This window comes from Vibrio sp. 99K-1 (assembly GCF_013114585.1).
Lineage (GTDB): Bacteria > Pseudomonadota > Gammaproteobacteria > Enterobacterales > Vibrionaceae > Vibrio > Vibrio chagasii_B.
On the sequence record NZ_VTXF01000018.1, the window covers coordinates 1 to 14,821 of the forward strand.

Below are 14,821 nucleotides of genomic sequence, written 5' to 3' on the forward strand. Positions count from 1 at the left end.
ATAATGGTGCCTCGAGGCGGAATCGAACCACCGACACGCGGATTTTCAATCCGCTGCTCTACCGACTGAGCTATCGAGGCAAAAGAATGGTGCCGACTACCGGAGTCGAACTGGTGACCTACTGATTACAAGTCAGTTGCTCTACCTACTGAGCTAAGTCGGCACACTAAATTCTTTATGCTTTTGTCCGTGCTGTTACTCCCTGTTAAAGAGTGTTGACACCAACAAATCAAATTGTGGTGCCCGGAGGCGGAATCGAACCACCGACACGAGGATTTTCAATCCTCTGCTCTACCGACTGAGCTATCCGGGCAACGGAGCGCTATTAAACGGATTTTCTGCATAACCGTCAACACCTTTTTTGAAAATAATTAAAAAAAACGTTCGTTAGTTGTTTTTTTATTCAAAAGTGAGGCTTACGTTTTACCTTGGTTAAAATCTTTCTTGAACTTTGTTACTTTTTCTAGGTATCGGCGCGACTCTTTGTTCGGGTGTTTTTTAGTAAGTGCCCAGTAAGCTTGACTCGGTTGCAGTGAGTTTAAGTCACGCATTGCTCGCTTTCTGTCCTTGCTAAAGGTATTGAGTACACCACCAGTGCCACCGTTGTACGCAGAAATCATGCTGTATTCCAATGTTGTGGGGTGTCGCACATCTTTCAAATAGCGATTTTTAAGGATGTAAAAGTACGCGGTGCCGGCATCAATGTTGTTTTCTGGGTTGAATAAGTACTCAGGAGTAGGCTTCCCAGGTTTGTTTTTTACCAGTTTAAATACATCTCGACCTGCTGTTTTCGGCACAACTTGCATCAAGCCGTATGCATTCGCCCAGCTAACCGCATATGGGTTAAAGCTACTTTCTGTCTTGATGATTGCGTAGATTAAGTCTTCAGGGATGTCATAGCGCTTAGATGCGCGTCGAACGATATCGGCATATTGGTAACTACGTTGGCTTGCGTGATCGGCCACCATAGGGATTTCAACGTAATAGGCTTTTTTAAAGTCGACTTCTTTGGTTTTGAGGTTGTTGGCAATCAGGTAGTCAGCAAATTTGTTGGCGCGCCATGTCCATTGGATAGGCTTTTTCTCTTGGTCTACAACTTGGTTATAGAGAAAAGGTTTACCTTCTAATTTGATACTTTTTGAAGAGAATAGGTCGACATGTGCTGGGTCATCCGGTGTCAGCAGCGTTGTCATAATTGCATTTTTGAGGTGTTTTTTAGGCTCTGTTGAGGAAACTGTTTCTACCGTTATCAGGCCCTCGCTAAAGTTTACTTCTGATCGGCTCAAGTAATTATCTATGTATTTCACATAGTTACTCTTACCTGCCATCTTGATTTCGTTGCTACCCCAGCGCTTTTGGATATTGCCAGAAAAGCTATTGATCAAAGCGTCTAATGCGCCTGTATCTTTTTCAAACTGACCGGGTAACTCCGCTAAGTTATTTACGAATCGGTTGGTTGGCTCGTAATTCACATCATAAATGCTCTCAACGAACTCACGACTGCAACCAGTAAGTAGCATGGCGGTTAGGAAGTAACTGAGCTTTTTCATAGTTCCTCATACAAAAATGACATCGCAGCGCTAACCATGATGTCATTAAAATTTGCTTAAATAAATGTCTTATTCGCTTGGTGGAGTGTAGCCATCAATTACGACATCTTTACCTTCGAAAAGGAAGTTAACCATCTCAGTTTCAAGAAGTTTACGATGTTCAGGATCCATCATATTTAGTTTCTTTTCATTGATAAGCATGGTTTGTTTGCTTTGCCATTGTCCCCAAGCTTCTTTAGAGATGTTGTCAAAGATACGCTTACCTAAGTCACCTGGGTAAAGTTGAAATTCTAAGCCTTCAGCGTCTTTCTGGAGGCGAGCACAAAATACAGTGCGGCTCATAGTGGTTCCTCTTATCGCGTTCGTTGATTCAAACGTCGTCATTCAGTTCAAAGGGTAGGCTTTCAATAAGCTGCTTTACAGGAGCGGCTAGGCCAATTTCTTCTGGTTTTGATAAGTTATACCAGAGACCTTTAGTCCCTTCCATTATCAAATCTGGTTGTTTATCTAATTTTACTAATACTGGTGTGATATCTAAGTGGTAGTGGCTGAAAGTGTGCCTAAACGCAATCATGGTCTTGATTGAATCTGTGTTTGTGATTGAACGAAGATCCAATTGGTGTTCGATTTCTGCGTTCTCATTTTGAGGGAAACAGAATAAGCCTCCCCAGATACCTGATTGAGGGCGCTGCTCAAGCCACACTTGGTTATCGTGATACAGGATTACAAACCATGTCTCTTTTACTGGTTTCTCTTTCTTTGGCTTTTTGCCTGGGAAGTCGAGTTGTCTATCGAGTTTTTTAGCTTCACACATGCTTTCAATTGGGCACAGAGTACATTTAGGCTTGCTACGAGTACAAACCATTGCTCCCATATCCATCATAGCTTGATTGTACTTATCGACATCTTGCTTTGGTGTATGTGCTTCTGCGTGTTCCCAGAGTTGGTTTTCAACCTTCTTTTGACCAGGCCAGCCCTCGACAGCAAAGCTTCTTGCAAGCGTTCGCTTTACATTACCATCAAGGATCGCATGAGGGAGTTTGTAAACAGAGGACAGAACGGCTGCCGCTGTTGAGCGGCCAATGCCTGGAAGCGCATTCATTTCTTCGAGAGAAAGTGGAAACTCCCCACCATATTGCTCTGCGACGATCTTGGCAGCTTTGTGTAGGTTACGAGCTCGTGCGTAGTAACCAAGCCCTGTCCATAAATGGAGCACTTCATCTTGCTCGGCGTTTGCTAGGTCGATAACTGTTGGGAAACGTTCCAAGAAGCGTTGGTAGTATGGAATCACCGTGGCGACCTGAGTCTGCTGAAGCATGATTTCAGATAGCCAAACGGTGTAGGCGGTTTTGTTTTGTTGCCAAGGTAATTCTTTACGCCCGTAGGCGTCATACCACTTTAATATGGCGGTTGCGAAAGGAGTCACGACATGCTCTATGCTTTGCTATTATTAGAAGCGAAATTGCACCACACTTAACGTTGGATGTAAAACAGACAAATTGTGTGGGAATTTATCCACGGAAAGACTTGCACCGAAGGCAATTCTTTGGATAATCCCCGCTTTGATTAATCAATGTGCAGGCAAAAATCAATGAGTGAAGTGACCACTAACGAATATACTGAAGACGGCAAACTGGTTCGTAAGATCCGTAGTTTTGTTCGCCGCGAAGGCCGCTTAACAAAAGGCCAAGAGAACGCGATGAATGAATGTTGGCCAACAATGGGTATCGACTACAACCCAGAGCTTCTTAACTGGAAAGAAGTATTTGGCAACGATAACCCAGTTGTACTAGAGATTGGCTTCGGTATGGGTGCATCACTGGTTGAAATGGCAAAGAACGCACCTGAGAAGAACTTCTTAGGTATTGAAGTTCACAGCCCAGGTGTTGGTGCTTGTTTGGGTACTGCGCGCGATGCTGGCGTAACTAACCTGCGTGTAATGTGTCACGATGCTGTAGAAGTATTTGAACACATGATTCCAGATAGCAGCCTGCATACACTGCAACTGTTTTTCCCTGACCCATGGCACAAAGCTCGTCACCACAAGCGTCGTATCGTTAAAGCTGAATTCGCTGAAATGGTTCGTGCTAAGCTACACCTTGAAACTGGTATTTTCCACATGGCAACTGACTGGGAAAACTACGCAGAGCACATGATTGAAGTAATGAACGTTGCTCCAGGTTTTGAGAATATCGCTGAAGATGGTGATTATATTCCTCGCCCGGATGAGCGTCCACTGACTAAGTTTGAAGCTCGTGGCCACCGTTTAGGTCACGGCGTTTGGGATATTAAGTACAAGCGTACTCAGTAATTCTGAACATCAACAAATATAAGGTGAGATTTGATTAGGATCTTAACCTTACACTTTGTGGGATTGATAAAAGCCAACATTATTGTAGTGTTGGCTTTTTTGTCCTTAGGCTTTTATTTCAGTAAAGGCTTAACGACAGAAAGTAATACCAATCACAGTAAGTAAGTGATCAGAAATAGCGTAGGAAAAAGGCTTGAGAACAAGGTGGCATTTTTCGATAAGTAGTTACTCTACAATCAAAAACTCTAACGCAGTTGTCGAGTATTTTAACAGCTAGAGTGAGCCGTTATTTACTACGATTGGTATATGTTACATCCCTACAAAAATAACAATATAGAAGTAAGCACACATGAAACCAACTCAAGCTATTTTGGCCGAGATTATAGAAGAAGTTCGCCCTTTAATTGGTCAGGGAAAGGTCGCTGATTATATTCCTGCATTAGCGCGTGTATCGAACCAGAAACTGGCGATTGCGGTGTACACCAATGAAGGAGAAGTGATTCAAGCTGGTGATGCAGAGGAAGCCTTCTCTGTACAATCTATCTCTAAGGCTTTGAGTTTGACGTTAGCAATGGTGCTCTATAAGCCGGAAGAGATTTGGCAGCGTGTAGGTAAAGAGCCTTCAGGGCAGGCCTTTAACTCGATGATCCAGCTTGAGATGGAACAGGGTATCCCTCGAAACCCATTTATTAATGCTGGTGCGATTGTTGTCGCTGACCTATTACAAAGCCGCTTGTCAGCGCCAAGACAGCGTTTATTGGAGTTTGTGCGTCAGTTATCGGGCGATACTCATATCGTGTACGACAAAGTCGTAGCGGCTTCAGAAATGATGCATAGCGACCGTAATGCCGCTATCGCGTACTTGATGCGTTCATTTGGTAATTTTGAGAACGATGTTATCCCTGTACTCAATAATTACTTCCATGCTTGTGCACTTAAGATGACTTGTGTGGATTTGGCGAAAACCTTTAGTTACTTAGCGAACAAAGGTGTGTCAGTACAAACTAAGAAAGAGATCATCACGCCGGTCCAGACTAAGCAGCTGAATGCTCTGCTTGCGACTTGTGGTTTGTATGATGGAGCAGGTGAGTTTGCTTATCGCGTTGGTATGCCGGGCAAATCGGGAGTAGGTGGTGGGATTATCGCTATCGTTCCTGGTGAAATGACGATTGCTGTGTGGTCTCCAGAGCTGGATCCTTCTGGTAACTCACTGGCTGGCACTAAGGCTCTCGAGCTGCTTTCAGAACGTATTGGTCGTTCGATTTTTTAGAAGAAAGATGCGAGATGCGAGCACGGACTTCGTCCTGTAGAGCGCTTCGCTTCGAGAAAGACTCTTCCAATAAAAAGGGTTGACCCTAAAGCCAACCCTTTTATCATTTTTCTCGAATCTCGAATCTCGAATCTCGAATCTCGAATCTCGAATCTCGAATCTCGAATCTCGAATCTCGAATCTCGAATCTCGAATCTCGAATCTCGAACTATTCGTCTTCTTCAGCCATGAAGGCTTCTAGCAAATCGTTGAGGAACAGCTTTCCTTTTTCTGTGATCTGCCAATGAGTGTCGGTTTCGCTCAAGTAACCTAGCTCTTTTGCCCACTCAATTGTTGGCTGAACAGCGTCAAAACCAAGTCCTGTCGTATCAATGAAATCTTGCTTAGGGCATGCTTCCATCAGCCTGAAACGGTTCATGAAAAACTCGAAAGGGCGATCTTCGTTTGCTACTTCAAATTCATCCGAAATATAAGGCTTCACCATATTCTGGTAAGCCGCCAAATAGCCTCTAGGGTGTTTAACCTTAGTCGTTCGAATGATTCGTCCATCAGCAAAACTCAGCTTGCCATGAGAGCCGCAGCCAATACCCAAGTAGTCACCGAAGCGCCAGTAGTTGAGGTTGTGTTGACACTGGTAGCCCGGTTTGCTGTAGCCTGAGATTTCGTACTGCACATACCCTGCATCAGCGAGCTTTTTGTGGCCCAATTCAAAGATGTCCCAGAGATCATCGTCATCAGGTAGGGTGGGCGTTTTGTAATAGAACATGGTGTTAGGTTCTATTGTTAGCTGGTACCAAGATAAATGCGGGGGATCTAACTCGATCGCTTTATCTAAATCCGCCAACGCTTGCTCGATGCTTTGATCCGGTAAGCCATGCATAAGATCGAGGTTAAAGCTGTTTAGGCCGATTTTATGCGCAAGGTGAGCTGCGTTGACCGCTTCATTTTGACCATGGATACGGCCAAGCCTTTCTAGCTTCTCTTGCTCGAAACTTTGTACACCAACCGAGATACGGGTAATCCCCGCTTTTTGGTAACCAGCGAAACGCTCAGCTTCAATGGTGCCCGGGTTGGCTTCCATGGTGATTTCAATTTCAGGTTTGAATGGGATGCGTTGCTCAATACCTTGAAGCAGTCGACCGATACCTTCTGGAGAGAACAGGCTTGGAGTTCCCCCTCCAATAAAGATCGAATGCAGAGGACGAGGTGCACCATTGAGTTGGTACTTCTCGATATCAGTATCGAGATCCTCAAGTAGCGCATCGATGTACTCTTTTTCAGGGATTTCGGCTTTCAGAGCGTGTGAGTTGAAATCACAATATGGACACTTTTGCACACACCACGGGATGTGTACATAAAGGCTAAGAGCTGGTGGAACGAGTGCTGTGTTGTGCATTACAGAGCTTGCTCTTTGAGTGCTTTGAATAGTGACGCAAGGGCTTTACCACGATGTGATAGTTGCTTTTTGCGTGAAGGGTCAAGCTCAGCAGATGCACAGTTATCTTCTGGAACAAAGAATACAGGATCGTAGCCAAAGCCGTTCTCACCGTGTTCTTCAGTCAGGATTTGTCCTTCCCATTTACCGTGACATACCAGTGGTGTCGGATCATTTTCGTGACGCATTAAGACTAATACACAGTGGAAACGAGCGGTACGCTTTTCAGTTTCCACACCTTGCATAGCATCAAGCAGTTTTTCGATGTTCTGCTTATCGGTAGCGTCTTCTCCTGAGTAACGAGCTGAGTAGATGCCTGGCGCGCCATTTAAGTAATCAACCTCTAAACCCGAGTCATCCGCAATTGCTGGTAGACCGGTTTCTTTCGCTGCATGACGGGCTTTAATGATGGCATTTTCAATGAATGTTGTTCCTGTCTCAGCGACTTCTGAAACGTTAAACTCACTTTGTGCGACAACGTCAAAGCCAAACTCAGACAGAATACCTGCCATCTCGCGAACTTTACCTTGGTTGCCTGTGGCTAAAACAATCTTACTCATGGGGATGTTGCTCTAATAAGTTGGTGAACAGAAAAGTGAAGGCTGAACCTACTCTTCTATATAGAATTTTTGTGTGAATCGCAGTGGGCCTGTACCTTTCAAACCTGCGTTAACATCGATATCAAAAGTGATGTTTTCTTCGTGTGTTACAGGGAACTCAGCTAGGTAATAAATCGCATCACCTTCCTTTATCTCGCGGAAGTTAAGTGTGCGAGTATTGCCCACAAGGTTCTTGGCTGTTCCCGTGATTTTAGCGGTTGTTGCTGGTTTGCCAAGGGAAGCTTTGTCTAGCACGCTGATGTTCAGAATCGCTGAGTAGCCATTTCGCTTAAGTTTATATTGCTTAGCGACTTGAGCCGTTAAAAATGTTGAGTTGAAAGCTGAGTAGTGAACTTCGACATCCTTAATGTTTTTAAATTGTCCTGCTGAACTTGGTAGGGCAACAAGAGCGGTGAGTAGTGCTGTAATCCATAGACGCATAGTGACTCCAATAAATAGCAAAAAGCCATCATAGGATGGCTTTGACTTCAGTTGGGATTTGGCTTGGCGAGCATATTCGAACTTGCTTATGCCGACCGAGCTCTCCCTTTTCTATCTTAATTTGCCCTTTAGCGACCTTAAACTGTTTCGCTAGGTATTTCGCTAAGTGGACATTGGCTTTGCCATCTACCGGGGGAGCGGTGATGGCAATTTTGAGTTCCTCACCATGCAAGCCAACAATTTTGTCTCGGCTTGCTTTGGGTTGGATATAGAGTCTAAGAAGAATATCGTCTCCCTCGACCCAAACCGCTTTTGGCATCGTCAAAGTACCTGATGTTCGTACTTGAATTATAGCTGATACCAAATAGGACCAATCATGTCACCCATTAGGAAGTTCGCAAACTGAAGAACAATGAACAGAACCAGAACGCTTAAGTCGAAGCCACCCATATCCGGTAGGATACGGCGGATAGGCATTAGCATTGGCTCAGTCAGTTGATGGAACACATACTCGATTGGGCTGCGACCTTGACTAACCCAGCTTAGGATTGCACGGATTAGTAGTACCCAGAAAATCAAACCACCCGCCGCTTTAATCAGAGATAGTCCGCCAAAGATTAGGAAGCTGATGTCGAACACAGCCGCGCCGCCAGAGATAATTAAGTTGAGAGCGACGAACTTGAGTACACATAGCACATAAGCGAAAACAACCGTTGCCAGATCTAGGCTGCCGATTGATGGAATAACTCGGCGTAGTGGAGCTACCACTGGTTGTGTCGCTTTTACGATGAATTGTGAGAACGGATTGTAGAAATCTGCACGTGATGCTTGTAGCCAGATACGCAAGATCACAACCATGATGTAAAGATCAAAAACGGTCGAGATCAGAAAGCTCATCGAGTTCATATTGTTTCCTTTTTCGGATTTACTTGCCGCTTAGATATCACATGAGCGACGCAAGGCTTTTGTACCTTGATTGGTACTAAAACAGTTTTTCCATCTCTTCAGCTCGAGCAACTGCCGCTTGCATGGCTTTGGCTACGATGTCTGATAGTTGATGTTCATTAAACGTGCGCAGTGCTTCGGCGGTAGTACCACCTTTTGAAGTCACTTGCTCACGTAGTGTAGATAATTCTGTATCTGGATTCGCGACCACCATCTCTGCCGCGCCTAATGCCGATTGCTGCACTAGCTTGCGGGCCGTCTCTTGGTCGAAACCTTGATTGACTGCTTCCGCTTGCATCGCTTCCATAAACAGGAAGAAGTAAGCCGGAGCGCTGCCTGCCGCTGCAATAATGTTGTTGATACCAGATTCTTGTTCTACCCAGCTCACTTCACCTACAGCTTGCATTAGCTGTGATGCGAAATCTTTATCTGCTTGGCTAACGGTTGAATCAGCATAAAGCCCACTCATGCCTTTACCAAGCAATGATGGCGTGTTTGGCATTACACGAACCAGGTTCAGTTGGCAGTCTAACATCTCATTGAGTCGATTCGCATTAATACCTGCGGCAATTGAGATTACCAGTTTGTTGCTAAAGTCGATGCTTTGTAAGGGTTTACATACATCGGCCATCATTTGTGGTTTCACCGATAATACAACAACGTCTGCTTGCTTAGCTGCGGCAATATTATCGCTGGTGGTATTGATGCCGTATTCTTGCTCTAACGGCACTCTTCTCGTGTCAGAAGGCGCTGTCGCTGTAATCTTATGCGCTGGGTAACCACTCGCTACTAAGCCCGCTACAATTGAGCGAACCATGTTTCCCGCCCCGATAAAGGCGATGTTCTTATGTTCCATATATCAAATCCTGAGCGTATCGCTGCGCGGCAAAAGCGGAGCGGTATCAATACTTATACTTTTTTAGGTTGTTAGGTGTCGCTATTTCGCGTAATCACGAGCACCAAAAATCGCGGTTCCAATGCGAACCATGGTGCTGCCAGCCTCGACTGCTGCGTCCATATCACCACTCATGCCCATCGAAAGGGTATCAATATCAGGATATTTTGCAGCTAGCTTATCTTTTAGCTCTGCCAGTTGAGAGAAAGCGTTAAGCTGTGATTGATAGTCAGAGACGTTTGCAGGAATCGACATCAACCCTCTTAAAGTGAGGTTGGGCAGTGAGGAAATCAACTCTGCCAGTGCAAAAACTGACTCTTCAGATGTGCCAGACTTGGACGCTTCACCACTGGTGTTTACTTGAATTAACACTTGCAAAGGTGGAAGCTCGCTTGGACGTTGGTCATTCAGTCTCTGAGCGATCTTATCGCGATCGATGGAGTGTACCCATGCGAAGCTTTCTGCAATAGGGCGAGTTTTATTTGACTGGATTGGACCAATAAAGTGCCATTCCAAATTTAGGTTAGAATGTTGTTCTGAAAAGTGTTTTACTTTATCGACACCTTCTTGAACATAGTTTTCACCAAAGGCAATTTGGCCTCCGAGTGCGGCTTCTAGAATCGCATCAATAGGTTTAGTTTTGCTGACGGCTAAAAGTTGCACGGACTCTGGAGCTCGTCCGCACTTTTGCTCAGCACTACGAATCTGTGAGGTGATTTGTTCGATATTTTGTTGAATACTACTCATAGCTGACTTTACTTAAGGGAAAATAAATGGATATCACTGAGTTACTAGATTTTAGTGTAAAGCATAACGCGTCAGATCTACATCTTTCTGCGGGTGTATCTCCAATGGTACGTATAGATGGTGAAGTAAGGAAGCTTGGAATACCAGCTTTGAGTCATGCTGATGTGCACCGTTTGGTTTTTGAGATCATGAGCGACTCGCAGCGCGGTGAATTTGAGGAAAAACTGGAAGTCGACTTCTCTTTTGAATTACCCAATGTCGGTCGTTTCCGTGTTAACGCTTTTAACCAAGCCCGTGGCTGCTCAGCTGTCTTTCGAACTATCCCTGTCGAGATTCCGACGTTAGAACAGTTAGGCGCTCCTGATATCTTTGAAAAGATTGCTAATTTCGAAAAGGGTCTAGTGTTAGTTACAGGCCCAACTGGTTCTGGTAAATCGACTACTCTTGCGGCGATGGTGGATTACGTTAACCGTAACCATAATAAGCATATTCTCACCATAGAAGACCCGATTGAATTTGTTCACACCAACAATAAGTGCCTAGTGAACCAGCGTGAGGTTCATCGTGATACTCATAGCTTTAAAGCGGCGCTGCGCAGTGCGTTACGTGAAGACCCTGACGTTATCCTTGTTGGTGAGCTTCGTGACCAAGAGACGATCAGCTTAGCACTAACGGCTGCAGAAACTGGTCACTTGGTTTTTGGTACGTTGCATACCAGTTCAGCGGCAAAAACGATTGACCGTATCATTGATGTTTTCCCTGGTAGCGATAAAGACATGGTTCGCTCAATGTTGTCTGAATCATTACGCTCGGTGATTGCCCAGAAGTTGCTAAAACGTGTTGGTGGTGGTCGTGTGGCTTGTCATGAAATCATGATGGCGACACCAGCGATCAGAAACTTGATTCGTGAAGATAAAGTCGCTCAGATGTATTCGATCATTCAAACAGGCGCAGCACATGGAATGCAAACCATGGAGCAAAATGCGAAGCAGCTGATGGCTCAAGGCTTAGTTGACTCGGAAGAGGTCGAGAAAAAGATCGAAATTGAAACCTCAATGTTTTAATCAAGGTGTACATAATGGAATTGAATCAAATCCTTGAGGGAATGCTTTCTCAAAAAGCGTCCGATCTTTATATCACCGTTGATGCGCCTGTTTTGTTCCGTGTCGATGGTGAGCTGCGACCGCAAGGCGAGAAGCTGAATTCGGCGCAGGTCGCTCAGCTACTTGATGCGATGATGGATCAAGAACGACGTGATGAATATCAGCAAACGCGTGAGGCTAACTTTGCCATTGTACGTGATTTTGGTCGCTTTCGTGTTAGTGCGTTCTTTCAGCGAGAGCTGCCTGGAGCAGTGATTCGACGCATCGAGACGAACATCCCAACCTTTGAGCAATTAAAGCTTCCTGATGTATTACAAGACCTCTCAATTGCCAAGCGTGGGCTTGTGCTGGTGGTTGGGGCTACGGGTTCTGGTAAATCGACCTCGATGGCGGCGATGACAGGCTACCGCAATACCAATCGTTCTGGGCATATATTGACGGTTGAAGACCCGATTGAATTCGTCCACGAACATAAGAAATGCATAGTCACTCAGCGTGAAGTAGGGCTCGACACCGAGAGCTATGAAGTCGCCCTTAAAAACTCGTTGCGCCAAGCGCCAGATATGATTTTGATTGGCGAAATCCGTAGCCGCGAAACCATGGAATATGCGATGACCTTTGCTGAGACGGGTCACTTGTGTATGGCAACTTTGCACGCGAATAATGCCAACCAAGCGTTAGAGCGTATTCTTCATTTGGTGCCTAAAGAGCAGAAAGAACAGTTCCTGTTTGATCTGTCGATGAATCTGCGTGGTGTGATTGCTCAGCAGTTAATTCGAGATAAGAATGGCAGCGGGCGTCATGGTGTATTTGAGATTCTACTCAACAGCCCACGAGTGTCTGACTTGATTCGTCGTGGTGAATTGCACGAGCTAAAAGCAACAATGGCAAAATCAAAAGAAGTTGGCATGCAGACTTTTGACCAAGCTTTGTTTGATTTAGTTGTAGCGGGAAAGATTAGCGAAGAAGATGCGTTTCATAGTGCCGATTCGGCTAATGACTTACGTTTGATGCTAAAAACCAGACGAGGTGATGATGACTATGGAACTGGAGCATTATCTGGCGTGAAAATTGATATGGGTTAGATTGAAAAATAAAAAGCCAGAGCTCTTTTGACGGAGAGATCTGGCTTACCATTGTTGTTCTAGTTGCTGTTCAACGAGCCATGACTTCTTCGACTGTCGTCGTAGTACATATTGCCACTATTGAATCCTGAATTGGTTTTGCCATCATTCATGTAACTAGCGCTACTAGACCCTGTTGAGCTGCACGCAGAAATGGTTAGAGCGGCGAAGATTGCTAGAAAAATTTTCATGTGAACTCCCACTTACCTATTGATGAATTGCATCGTCTTTACGGCGAGAAATTCGTGCGGGATCACAAATCGGGTTGCTTTTTGCTCACTTAATTTTCGTTAAGAATATTGTGCTTCAAACCAGCTTTCGAGAATGACAACTGCGGACTGGTTATCAACATTTCCTTTACTTAATGCTTTGTAGCCACCCATGTCAAAGAGGTCGGCTCTTGCTTCTGCGGTCGATAATCTTTCGTCATGCAGCTCAACATCAACACCAAAACGACCTTTTAAGCGGTTAGCAAATTTCTTTGCTCTTGGTGTGATGGTCTCTAGATCACGACCGTGAAGATCGGTAGGTAGCCCGACGACGATAAGATTTGGTTGCCACTCTTTAATCTGTTTTTCGATATCGTCCCAGTTCGGGATACCGTCTTTAGCTTTAAACGCTTTTAAAGGGCTCGCTGTGCCAGTGATTTCTTGTCCAATCGCGCTGCCGATACTTTTTGTACCGTAATCAAATGCCATAATTGTTCGTGACATGGGGTTTCCAAATTTATCTGTGTTTGAGAGTGTCTGTTTATTTTATTTAGCTGATTTGAGCTAGGCGTGACCAGCGTCTGCTGAAAGCTGAGCGGCATTAATACCTAACATTTGTACCGCAACTTTCCAGCGATCTGAAATTGGCGTATCGAAGATGACTTTAGGGTCGGCCTCAACGGTTAACCATGAGTTCTCGGTCAGTTCGGTTTCCAGTTGTCCCGGTTCCCATCCTGCATACCCAAGTGCGACTAAATAATTCATCGGCTCATCTTCTGTGCCCAACACCATCAAGATATCTTTTGAGGTTGTTACTGAGATTTGGTCAGTCATGTTGATGCTGGATTGATAGCTGCCTTTAGGTTTGTGCAAAATAAACCCGCGGTCTTCTGCTACAGGTCCACCATTTAATACCGGCTTATCAAGGCTGGCTTGATTCGCTTTTGGTTGTTCAGACTCAACCTCAACTTGTTTGAGCATACTACCGACAGTGACATCGATGGGAGCGTTAATCATTAACCCCATCGCACCTTCCTCGTTGTGTTCACAGAGGTAGATTACCGAGTTTTGAAAATACGGATCTTTCATCCCGGGCATAGCGACCAAAAAGTGGTTCGTTAGGTTCATAGAGCCTCCTGCCAGTGTGTTCCCAATAAAGGAAAAGAGCGGCGTAAAGCCGCTCATTCTATCCCTAAGACGTATGTGTGAAGCGCTAGGGCTTTCTTTTAGCTTAGGTTATTTTGCGTTAACGCGACGCTCAATTGCATCCATTAACTTGCCCGTTACCGAGATATCGAAAGCGGCTTCGATTTCGCGGATACATGTAGGGCTCGTTACGTTGATTTCAGTTAGCTTATCACCGATGACGTCTAGGCCAACGAAGATTAGACCTTTTTCTTTTAGTGCAGGAGCAACCGCTCTTGCGATCGCCCAATCTGTGTCACTTAGAGGACGTGCTTCACCAGTACCGCCAGCTGCAAGGTTACCTCGAGTTTCGCCTTTAGCAGGGATTCGAGCTAGGCAGTAAGGCATTGGCTCACCGTCAACTACAAGAATACGCTTATCACCGTTGCTGATGTCAGGAACGAAAGTCTGTGCCATCGCGTAGTTTTGACCGTGGTTAGTCAGTGTTTCTATGATCACTGATACGTTTGGATCGCCTTCTTTCACACGGAAGATCGATGCACCACCCATACCATCAAGTGGTTTAAGGATTACGTCGCCATGCTTCTCGCGGAATTCTTTGATTTTCTCCGCTTTGCGAGTCACGATGGTGGTTGGTGTTAGTTCAGGGAACCATGCTGTGAACAGCTTCTCGTTACAGTCACGTAGGCTTTGTGGTTTGTTTACGATCAGTGCGCCATTCTCTTCAGCACGCTCAAGAATGTAGGTTGCGTAGATGTACTCAGTATCAAACGGAGGATCTTTACGCATCAGTACAGCATCTAAATCAGATAGCGCGATAGTCTGTTCTGACTTGAATTCATACCAACCATTTGGATCTTCTTTGAGCTCAACGACCTTAGTGTCTGCAATCGCTACGCCTTGATCTAAGTGTAGATCATTCATTTCCATGTAATGGATTTCGTAACCACGACGCTGAGCTTCAAGCATCATGGCAAAGCTAGAGTCTTTTTTGATGTTAATGGATGAAATTGGATCCATTACGATGCCAAGTTTGATCATTTTTT

General features: G+C 45.0%; 18 protein-coding genes and 3 tRNA genes. 4 read left to right on the top strand and 17 right to left on the bottom strand.

The genetic code is table 11. From position 1 onward, the window contains the following. Positions 1–4: 4 nt before the first annotated feature. The 6 genes from F0228_RS14995 to mutY all read right to left on the bottom strand — a co-directional run bounded on the left by F0228_RS14995 (position 5) and on the right by mutY (position 2,976). Positions 5–80, bottom strand: a tRNA-Phe gene (locus tag F0228_RS14995). A gap of 7 nt (positions 81–87) precedes the next feature. Next, positions 88–163, bottom strand: a tRNA-Thr gene (locus F0228_RS15000). Positions 164–237: 74 nt separating this feature from the next. Beyond that, positions 238–313: transfer RNA gene (locus F0228_RS15005), tRNA-Phe, on the bottom strand. Positions 314–416: 103 nt separating this feature from the next. Beyond that, entirely contained in the window at positions 417–1,550 is a 1,134-nt protein-coding gene (gene mltC, locus F0228_RS15010; protein ID WP_171762399.1) for a membrane-bound lytic murein transglycosylase MltC, read from the bottom strand. Positions 1,551–1,619: 69 nt separating this feature from the next. After that, complete coding sequence (locus F0228_RS15015; RefSeq protein WP_004738952.1) at positions 1,620–1,892, bottom strand: oxidative damage protection protein; 273 nt, start codon at positions 1,890–1,892, stop codon at positions 1,620–1,622. A gap of 28 nt (positions 1,893–1,920) precedes the next feature. After that, a complete protein-coding gene (gene mutY, locus F0228_RS15020) occupies positions 1,921–2,976 on the bottom strand; it encodes an A/G-specific adenine glycosylase (protein ID WP_171762400.1) in 1,056 nt (351 codons plus the stop codon). A 165-nt stretch (positions 2,977–3,141) separates the two neighbouring features. Here mutY and trmB point away from each other — a divergent pair, with 165 nt between their 5' ends. Together trmB and glsB are read left to right on the top strand one after the other, a co-directional pair. Beyond that, positions 3,142–3,861: a tRNA (guanosine(46)-N7)-methyltransferase TrmB gene (gene trmB / locus F0228_RS15025; protein WP_061032408.1), complete on the top strand. Its 720-nt coding sequence runs from the start codon at positions 3,142–3,144 to the stop codon at positions 3,859–3,861. A gap of 349 nt (positions 3,862–4,210) precedes the next feature. Beyond that, positions 4,211–5,131, top strand: a complete 921-nt coding sequence (glsB, locus tag F0228_RS15030) for a glutaminase B (protein ID WP_171762401.1) — start codon at positions 4,211–4,213, stop codon at positions 5,129–5,131. A 208-nt stretch (positions 5,132–5,339) separates the two neighbouring features. On the opposite strand, the gene hemW is transcribed toward glsB, so the two are convergent. From hemW to F0228_RS15065, 7 genes are all read right to left on the bottom strand, one after another. Beyond that, positions 5,340–6,527, bottom strand: a complete 1,188-nt coding sequence (gene hemW / locus F0228_RS15035) for a radical SAM family heme chaperone HemW (protein ID WP_171762402.1) — start codon at positions 6,525–6,527, stop codon at positions 5,340–5,342. Then, the gene (locus F0228_RS15040) at positions 6,527–7,126 is read right to left on the bottom strand and encodes an XTP/dITP diphosphatase (protein WP_171762403.1); all 600 of its coding nucleotides are present in this window, start codon (positions 7,124–7,126) and stop codon (positions 6,527–6,529) included. Before F0228_RS15040 ends, hemW begins: the two co-directional genes overlap by 1 nt. Before the next feature lie 48 nt (positions 7,127–7,174). After that, positions 7,175–7,606, bottom strand: a complete 432-nt coding sequence (locus F0228_RS15045) for a DUF4426 domain-containing protein (protein ID WP_171762404.1) — start codon at positions 7,604–7,606, stop codon at positions 7,175–7,177. Between the two features lie 28 nt (positions 7,607–7,634). Continuing rightward, positions 7,635–7,925: a DUF167 family protein YggU gene (yggU, locus tag F0228_RS15050; RefSeq protein ID WP_061032412.1), complete on the bottom strand. Its 291-nt coding sequence runs from the start codon at positions 7,923–7,925 to the stop codon at positions 7,635–7,637. Between the two features lie 29 nt (positions 7,926–7,954). Beyond that, positions 7,955–8,512: a YggT family protein gene (locus F0228_RS15055; protein WP_017069592.1), complete on the bottom strand. Its 558-nt coding sequence runs from the start codon at positions 8,510–8,512 to the stop codon at positions 7,955–7,957. 76 nt (positions 8,513–8,588) lie between these two features. Further along, on the bottom strand, positions 8,589–9,407 hold the full coding sequence (gene proC, locus F0228_RS15060) for a pyrroline-5-carboxylate reductase (protein ID WP_061032413.1): 819 nt from the start codon (positions 9,405–9,407) through the stop codon (positions 8,589–8,591). Between the two features lie 81 nt (positions 9,408–9,488). Next, on the bottom strand, positions 9,489–10,193 hold the full coding sequence (locus F0228_RS15065) for a YggS family pyridoxal phosphate-dependent enzyme (protein ID WP_061032414.1): 705 nt from the start codon (positions 10,191–10,193) through the stop codon (positions 9,489–9,491). Between the two features lie 26 nt (positions 10,194–10,219). Between F0228_RS15065 and F0228_RS15070 the strand changes: the two genes are divergently transcribed. Further along, positions 10,220–11,257, top strand: a complete 1,038-nt coding sequence (locus F0228_RS15070) for a type IV pilus twitching motility protein PilT (RefSeq protein ID WP_061032415.1) — start codon at positions 10,220–10,222, stop codon at positions 11,255–11,257. A 14-nt stretch (positions 11,258–11,271) separates the two neighbouring features. Next, on the top strand, positions 11,272–12,381 hold the full coding sequence (locus F0228_RS15075; protein ID WP_061032416.1) for a PilT/PilU family type 4a pilus ATPase: 1,110 nt from the start codon (positions 11,272–11,274) through the stop codon (positions 12,379–12,381). A 59-nt stretch (positions 12,382–12,440) separates the two neighbouring features. On the opposite strand, the gene F0228_RS15080 is transcribed toward F0228_RS15075, so the two are convergent. From F0228_RS15080 to gshB, 4 genes are all read right to left on the bottom strand, one after another. Beyond that, on the bottom strand, positions 12,441–12,611 hold the full coding sequence (locus tag F0228_RS15080; RefSeq protein ID WP_155647308.1) for a hypothetical protein: 171 nt from the start codon (positions 12,609–12,611) through the stop codon (positions 12,441–12,443). A 99-nt stretch (positions 12,612–12,710) separates the two neighbouring features. Continuing rightward, a complete protein-coding gene (gene ruvX / locus F0228_RS15085) occupies positions 12,711–13,133 on the bottom strand; it encodes a Holliday junction resolvase RuvX (protein WP_004738973.1) in 423 nt (140 codons plus the stop codon). A 60-nt stretch (positions 13,134–13,193) separates the two neighbouring features. Continuing rightward, the gene (locus tag F0228_RS15090; protein WP_032498752.1) at positions 13,194–13,757 is read right to left on the bottom strand and encodes a YqgE/AlgH family protein; all 564 of its coding nucleotides are present in this window, start codon (positions 13,755–13,757) and stop codon (positions 13,194–13,196) included. Between the two features lie 108 nt (positions 13,758–13,865). Next, positions 13,866–14,816, bottom strand: a complete 951-nt coding sequence (gene gshB / locus F0228_RS15095) for a glutathione synthase (protein WP_102424750.1) — start codon at positions 14,814–14,816, stop codon at positions 13,866–13,868. Between the last annotated feature and the right edge of the window lie 5 nt (positions 14,817–14,821).

Excerpts from the sequence above, each read along its gene's own strand:
- mltC (WP_171762399.1), bottom strand. The coding sequence starts at position 1,550 with ATGAAAAAGCTCAGTTACTTCCTAACCGCCATGCTACTTACTGGTTGC.
- F0228_RS15015 (WP_004738952.1), bottom strand. The coding sequence starts at position 1,892 with ATGAGCCGCACTGTATTTTGTGCTCGCCTCCAGAAAGACGCTGAAGGC.
- trmB (WP_061032408.1), top strand. The coding sequence starts at position 3,142 with ATGAGTGAAGTGACCACTAACGAATATACTGAAGACGGCAAACTGGTT.
- glsB (WP_171762401.1), top strand. The coding sequence starts at position 4,211 with ATGAAACCAACTCAAGCTATTTTGGCCGAGATTATAGAAGAAGTTCGC.
- hemW (WP_171762402.1), bottom strand. The coding sequence starts at position 6,527 with ATGCACAACACAGCACTCGTTCCACCAGCTCTTAGCCTTTATGTACAC.
- F0228_RS15040 (WP_171762403.1), bottom strand. The coding sequence starts at position 7,126 with ATGAGTAAGATTGTTTTAGCCACAGGCAACCAAGGTAAAGTTCGCGAG.
- F0228_RS15045 (WP_171762404.1), bottom strand. The coding sequence starts at position 7,606 with ATGCGTCTATGGATTACAGCACTACTCACCGCTCTTGTTGCCCTACCA.
- yggU (WP_061032412.1), bottom strand. The coding sequence starts at position 7,925 with ATGCCAAAAGCGGTTTGGGTCGAGGGAGACGATATTCTTCTTAGACTC.
- F0228_RS15055 (WP_017069592.1), bottom strand. The coding sequence starts at position 8,512 with ATGAACTCGATGAGCTTTCTGATCTCGACCGTTTTTGATCTTTACATC.
- proC (WP_061032413.1), bottom strand. The coding sequence starts at position 9,407 with ATGGAACATAAGAACATCGCCTTTATCGGGGCGGGAAACATGGTTCGC.
- F0228_RS15065 (WP_061032414.1), bottom strand. The coding sequence starts at position 10,193 with ATGAGTAGTATTCAACAAAATATCGAACAAATCACCTCACAGATTCGT.
- F0228_RS15070 (WP_061032415.1), top strand. The coding sequence starts at position 10,220 with ATGGATATCACTGAGTTACTAGATTTTAGTGTAAAGCATAACGCGTCA.
- F0228_RS15075 (WP_061032416.1), top strand. The coding sequence starts at position 11,272 with ATGGAATTGAATCAAATCCTTGAGGGAATGCTTTCTCAAAAAGCGTCC.
- F0228_RS15080 (WP_155647308.1), bottom strand. The coding sequence starts at position 12,611 with ATGAAAATTTTTCTAGCAATCTTCGCCGCTCTAACCATTTCTGCGTGC.
- ruvX (WP_004738973.1), bottom strand. The coding sequence starts at position 13,133 with ATGTCACGAACAATTATGGCATTTGATTACGGTACAAAAAGTATCGGC.
- F0228_RS15090 (WP_032498752.1), bottom strand. The coding sequence starts at position 13,757 with ATGAACCTAACGAACCACTTTTTGGTCGCTATGCCCGGGATGAAAGAT.
- gshB (WP_102424750.1), bottom strand. The coding sequence starts at position 14,816 with ATGATCAAACTTGGCATCGTAATGGATCCAATTTCATCCATTAACATC.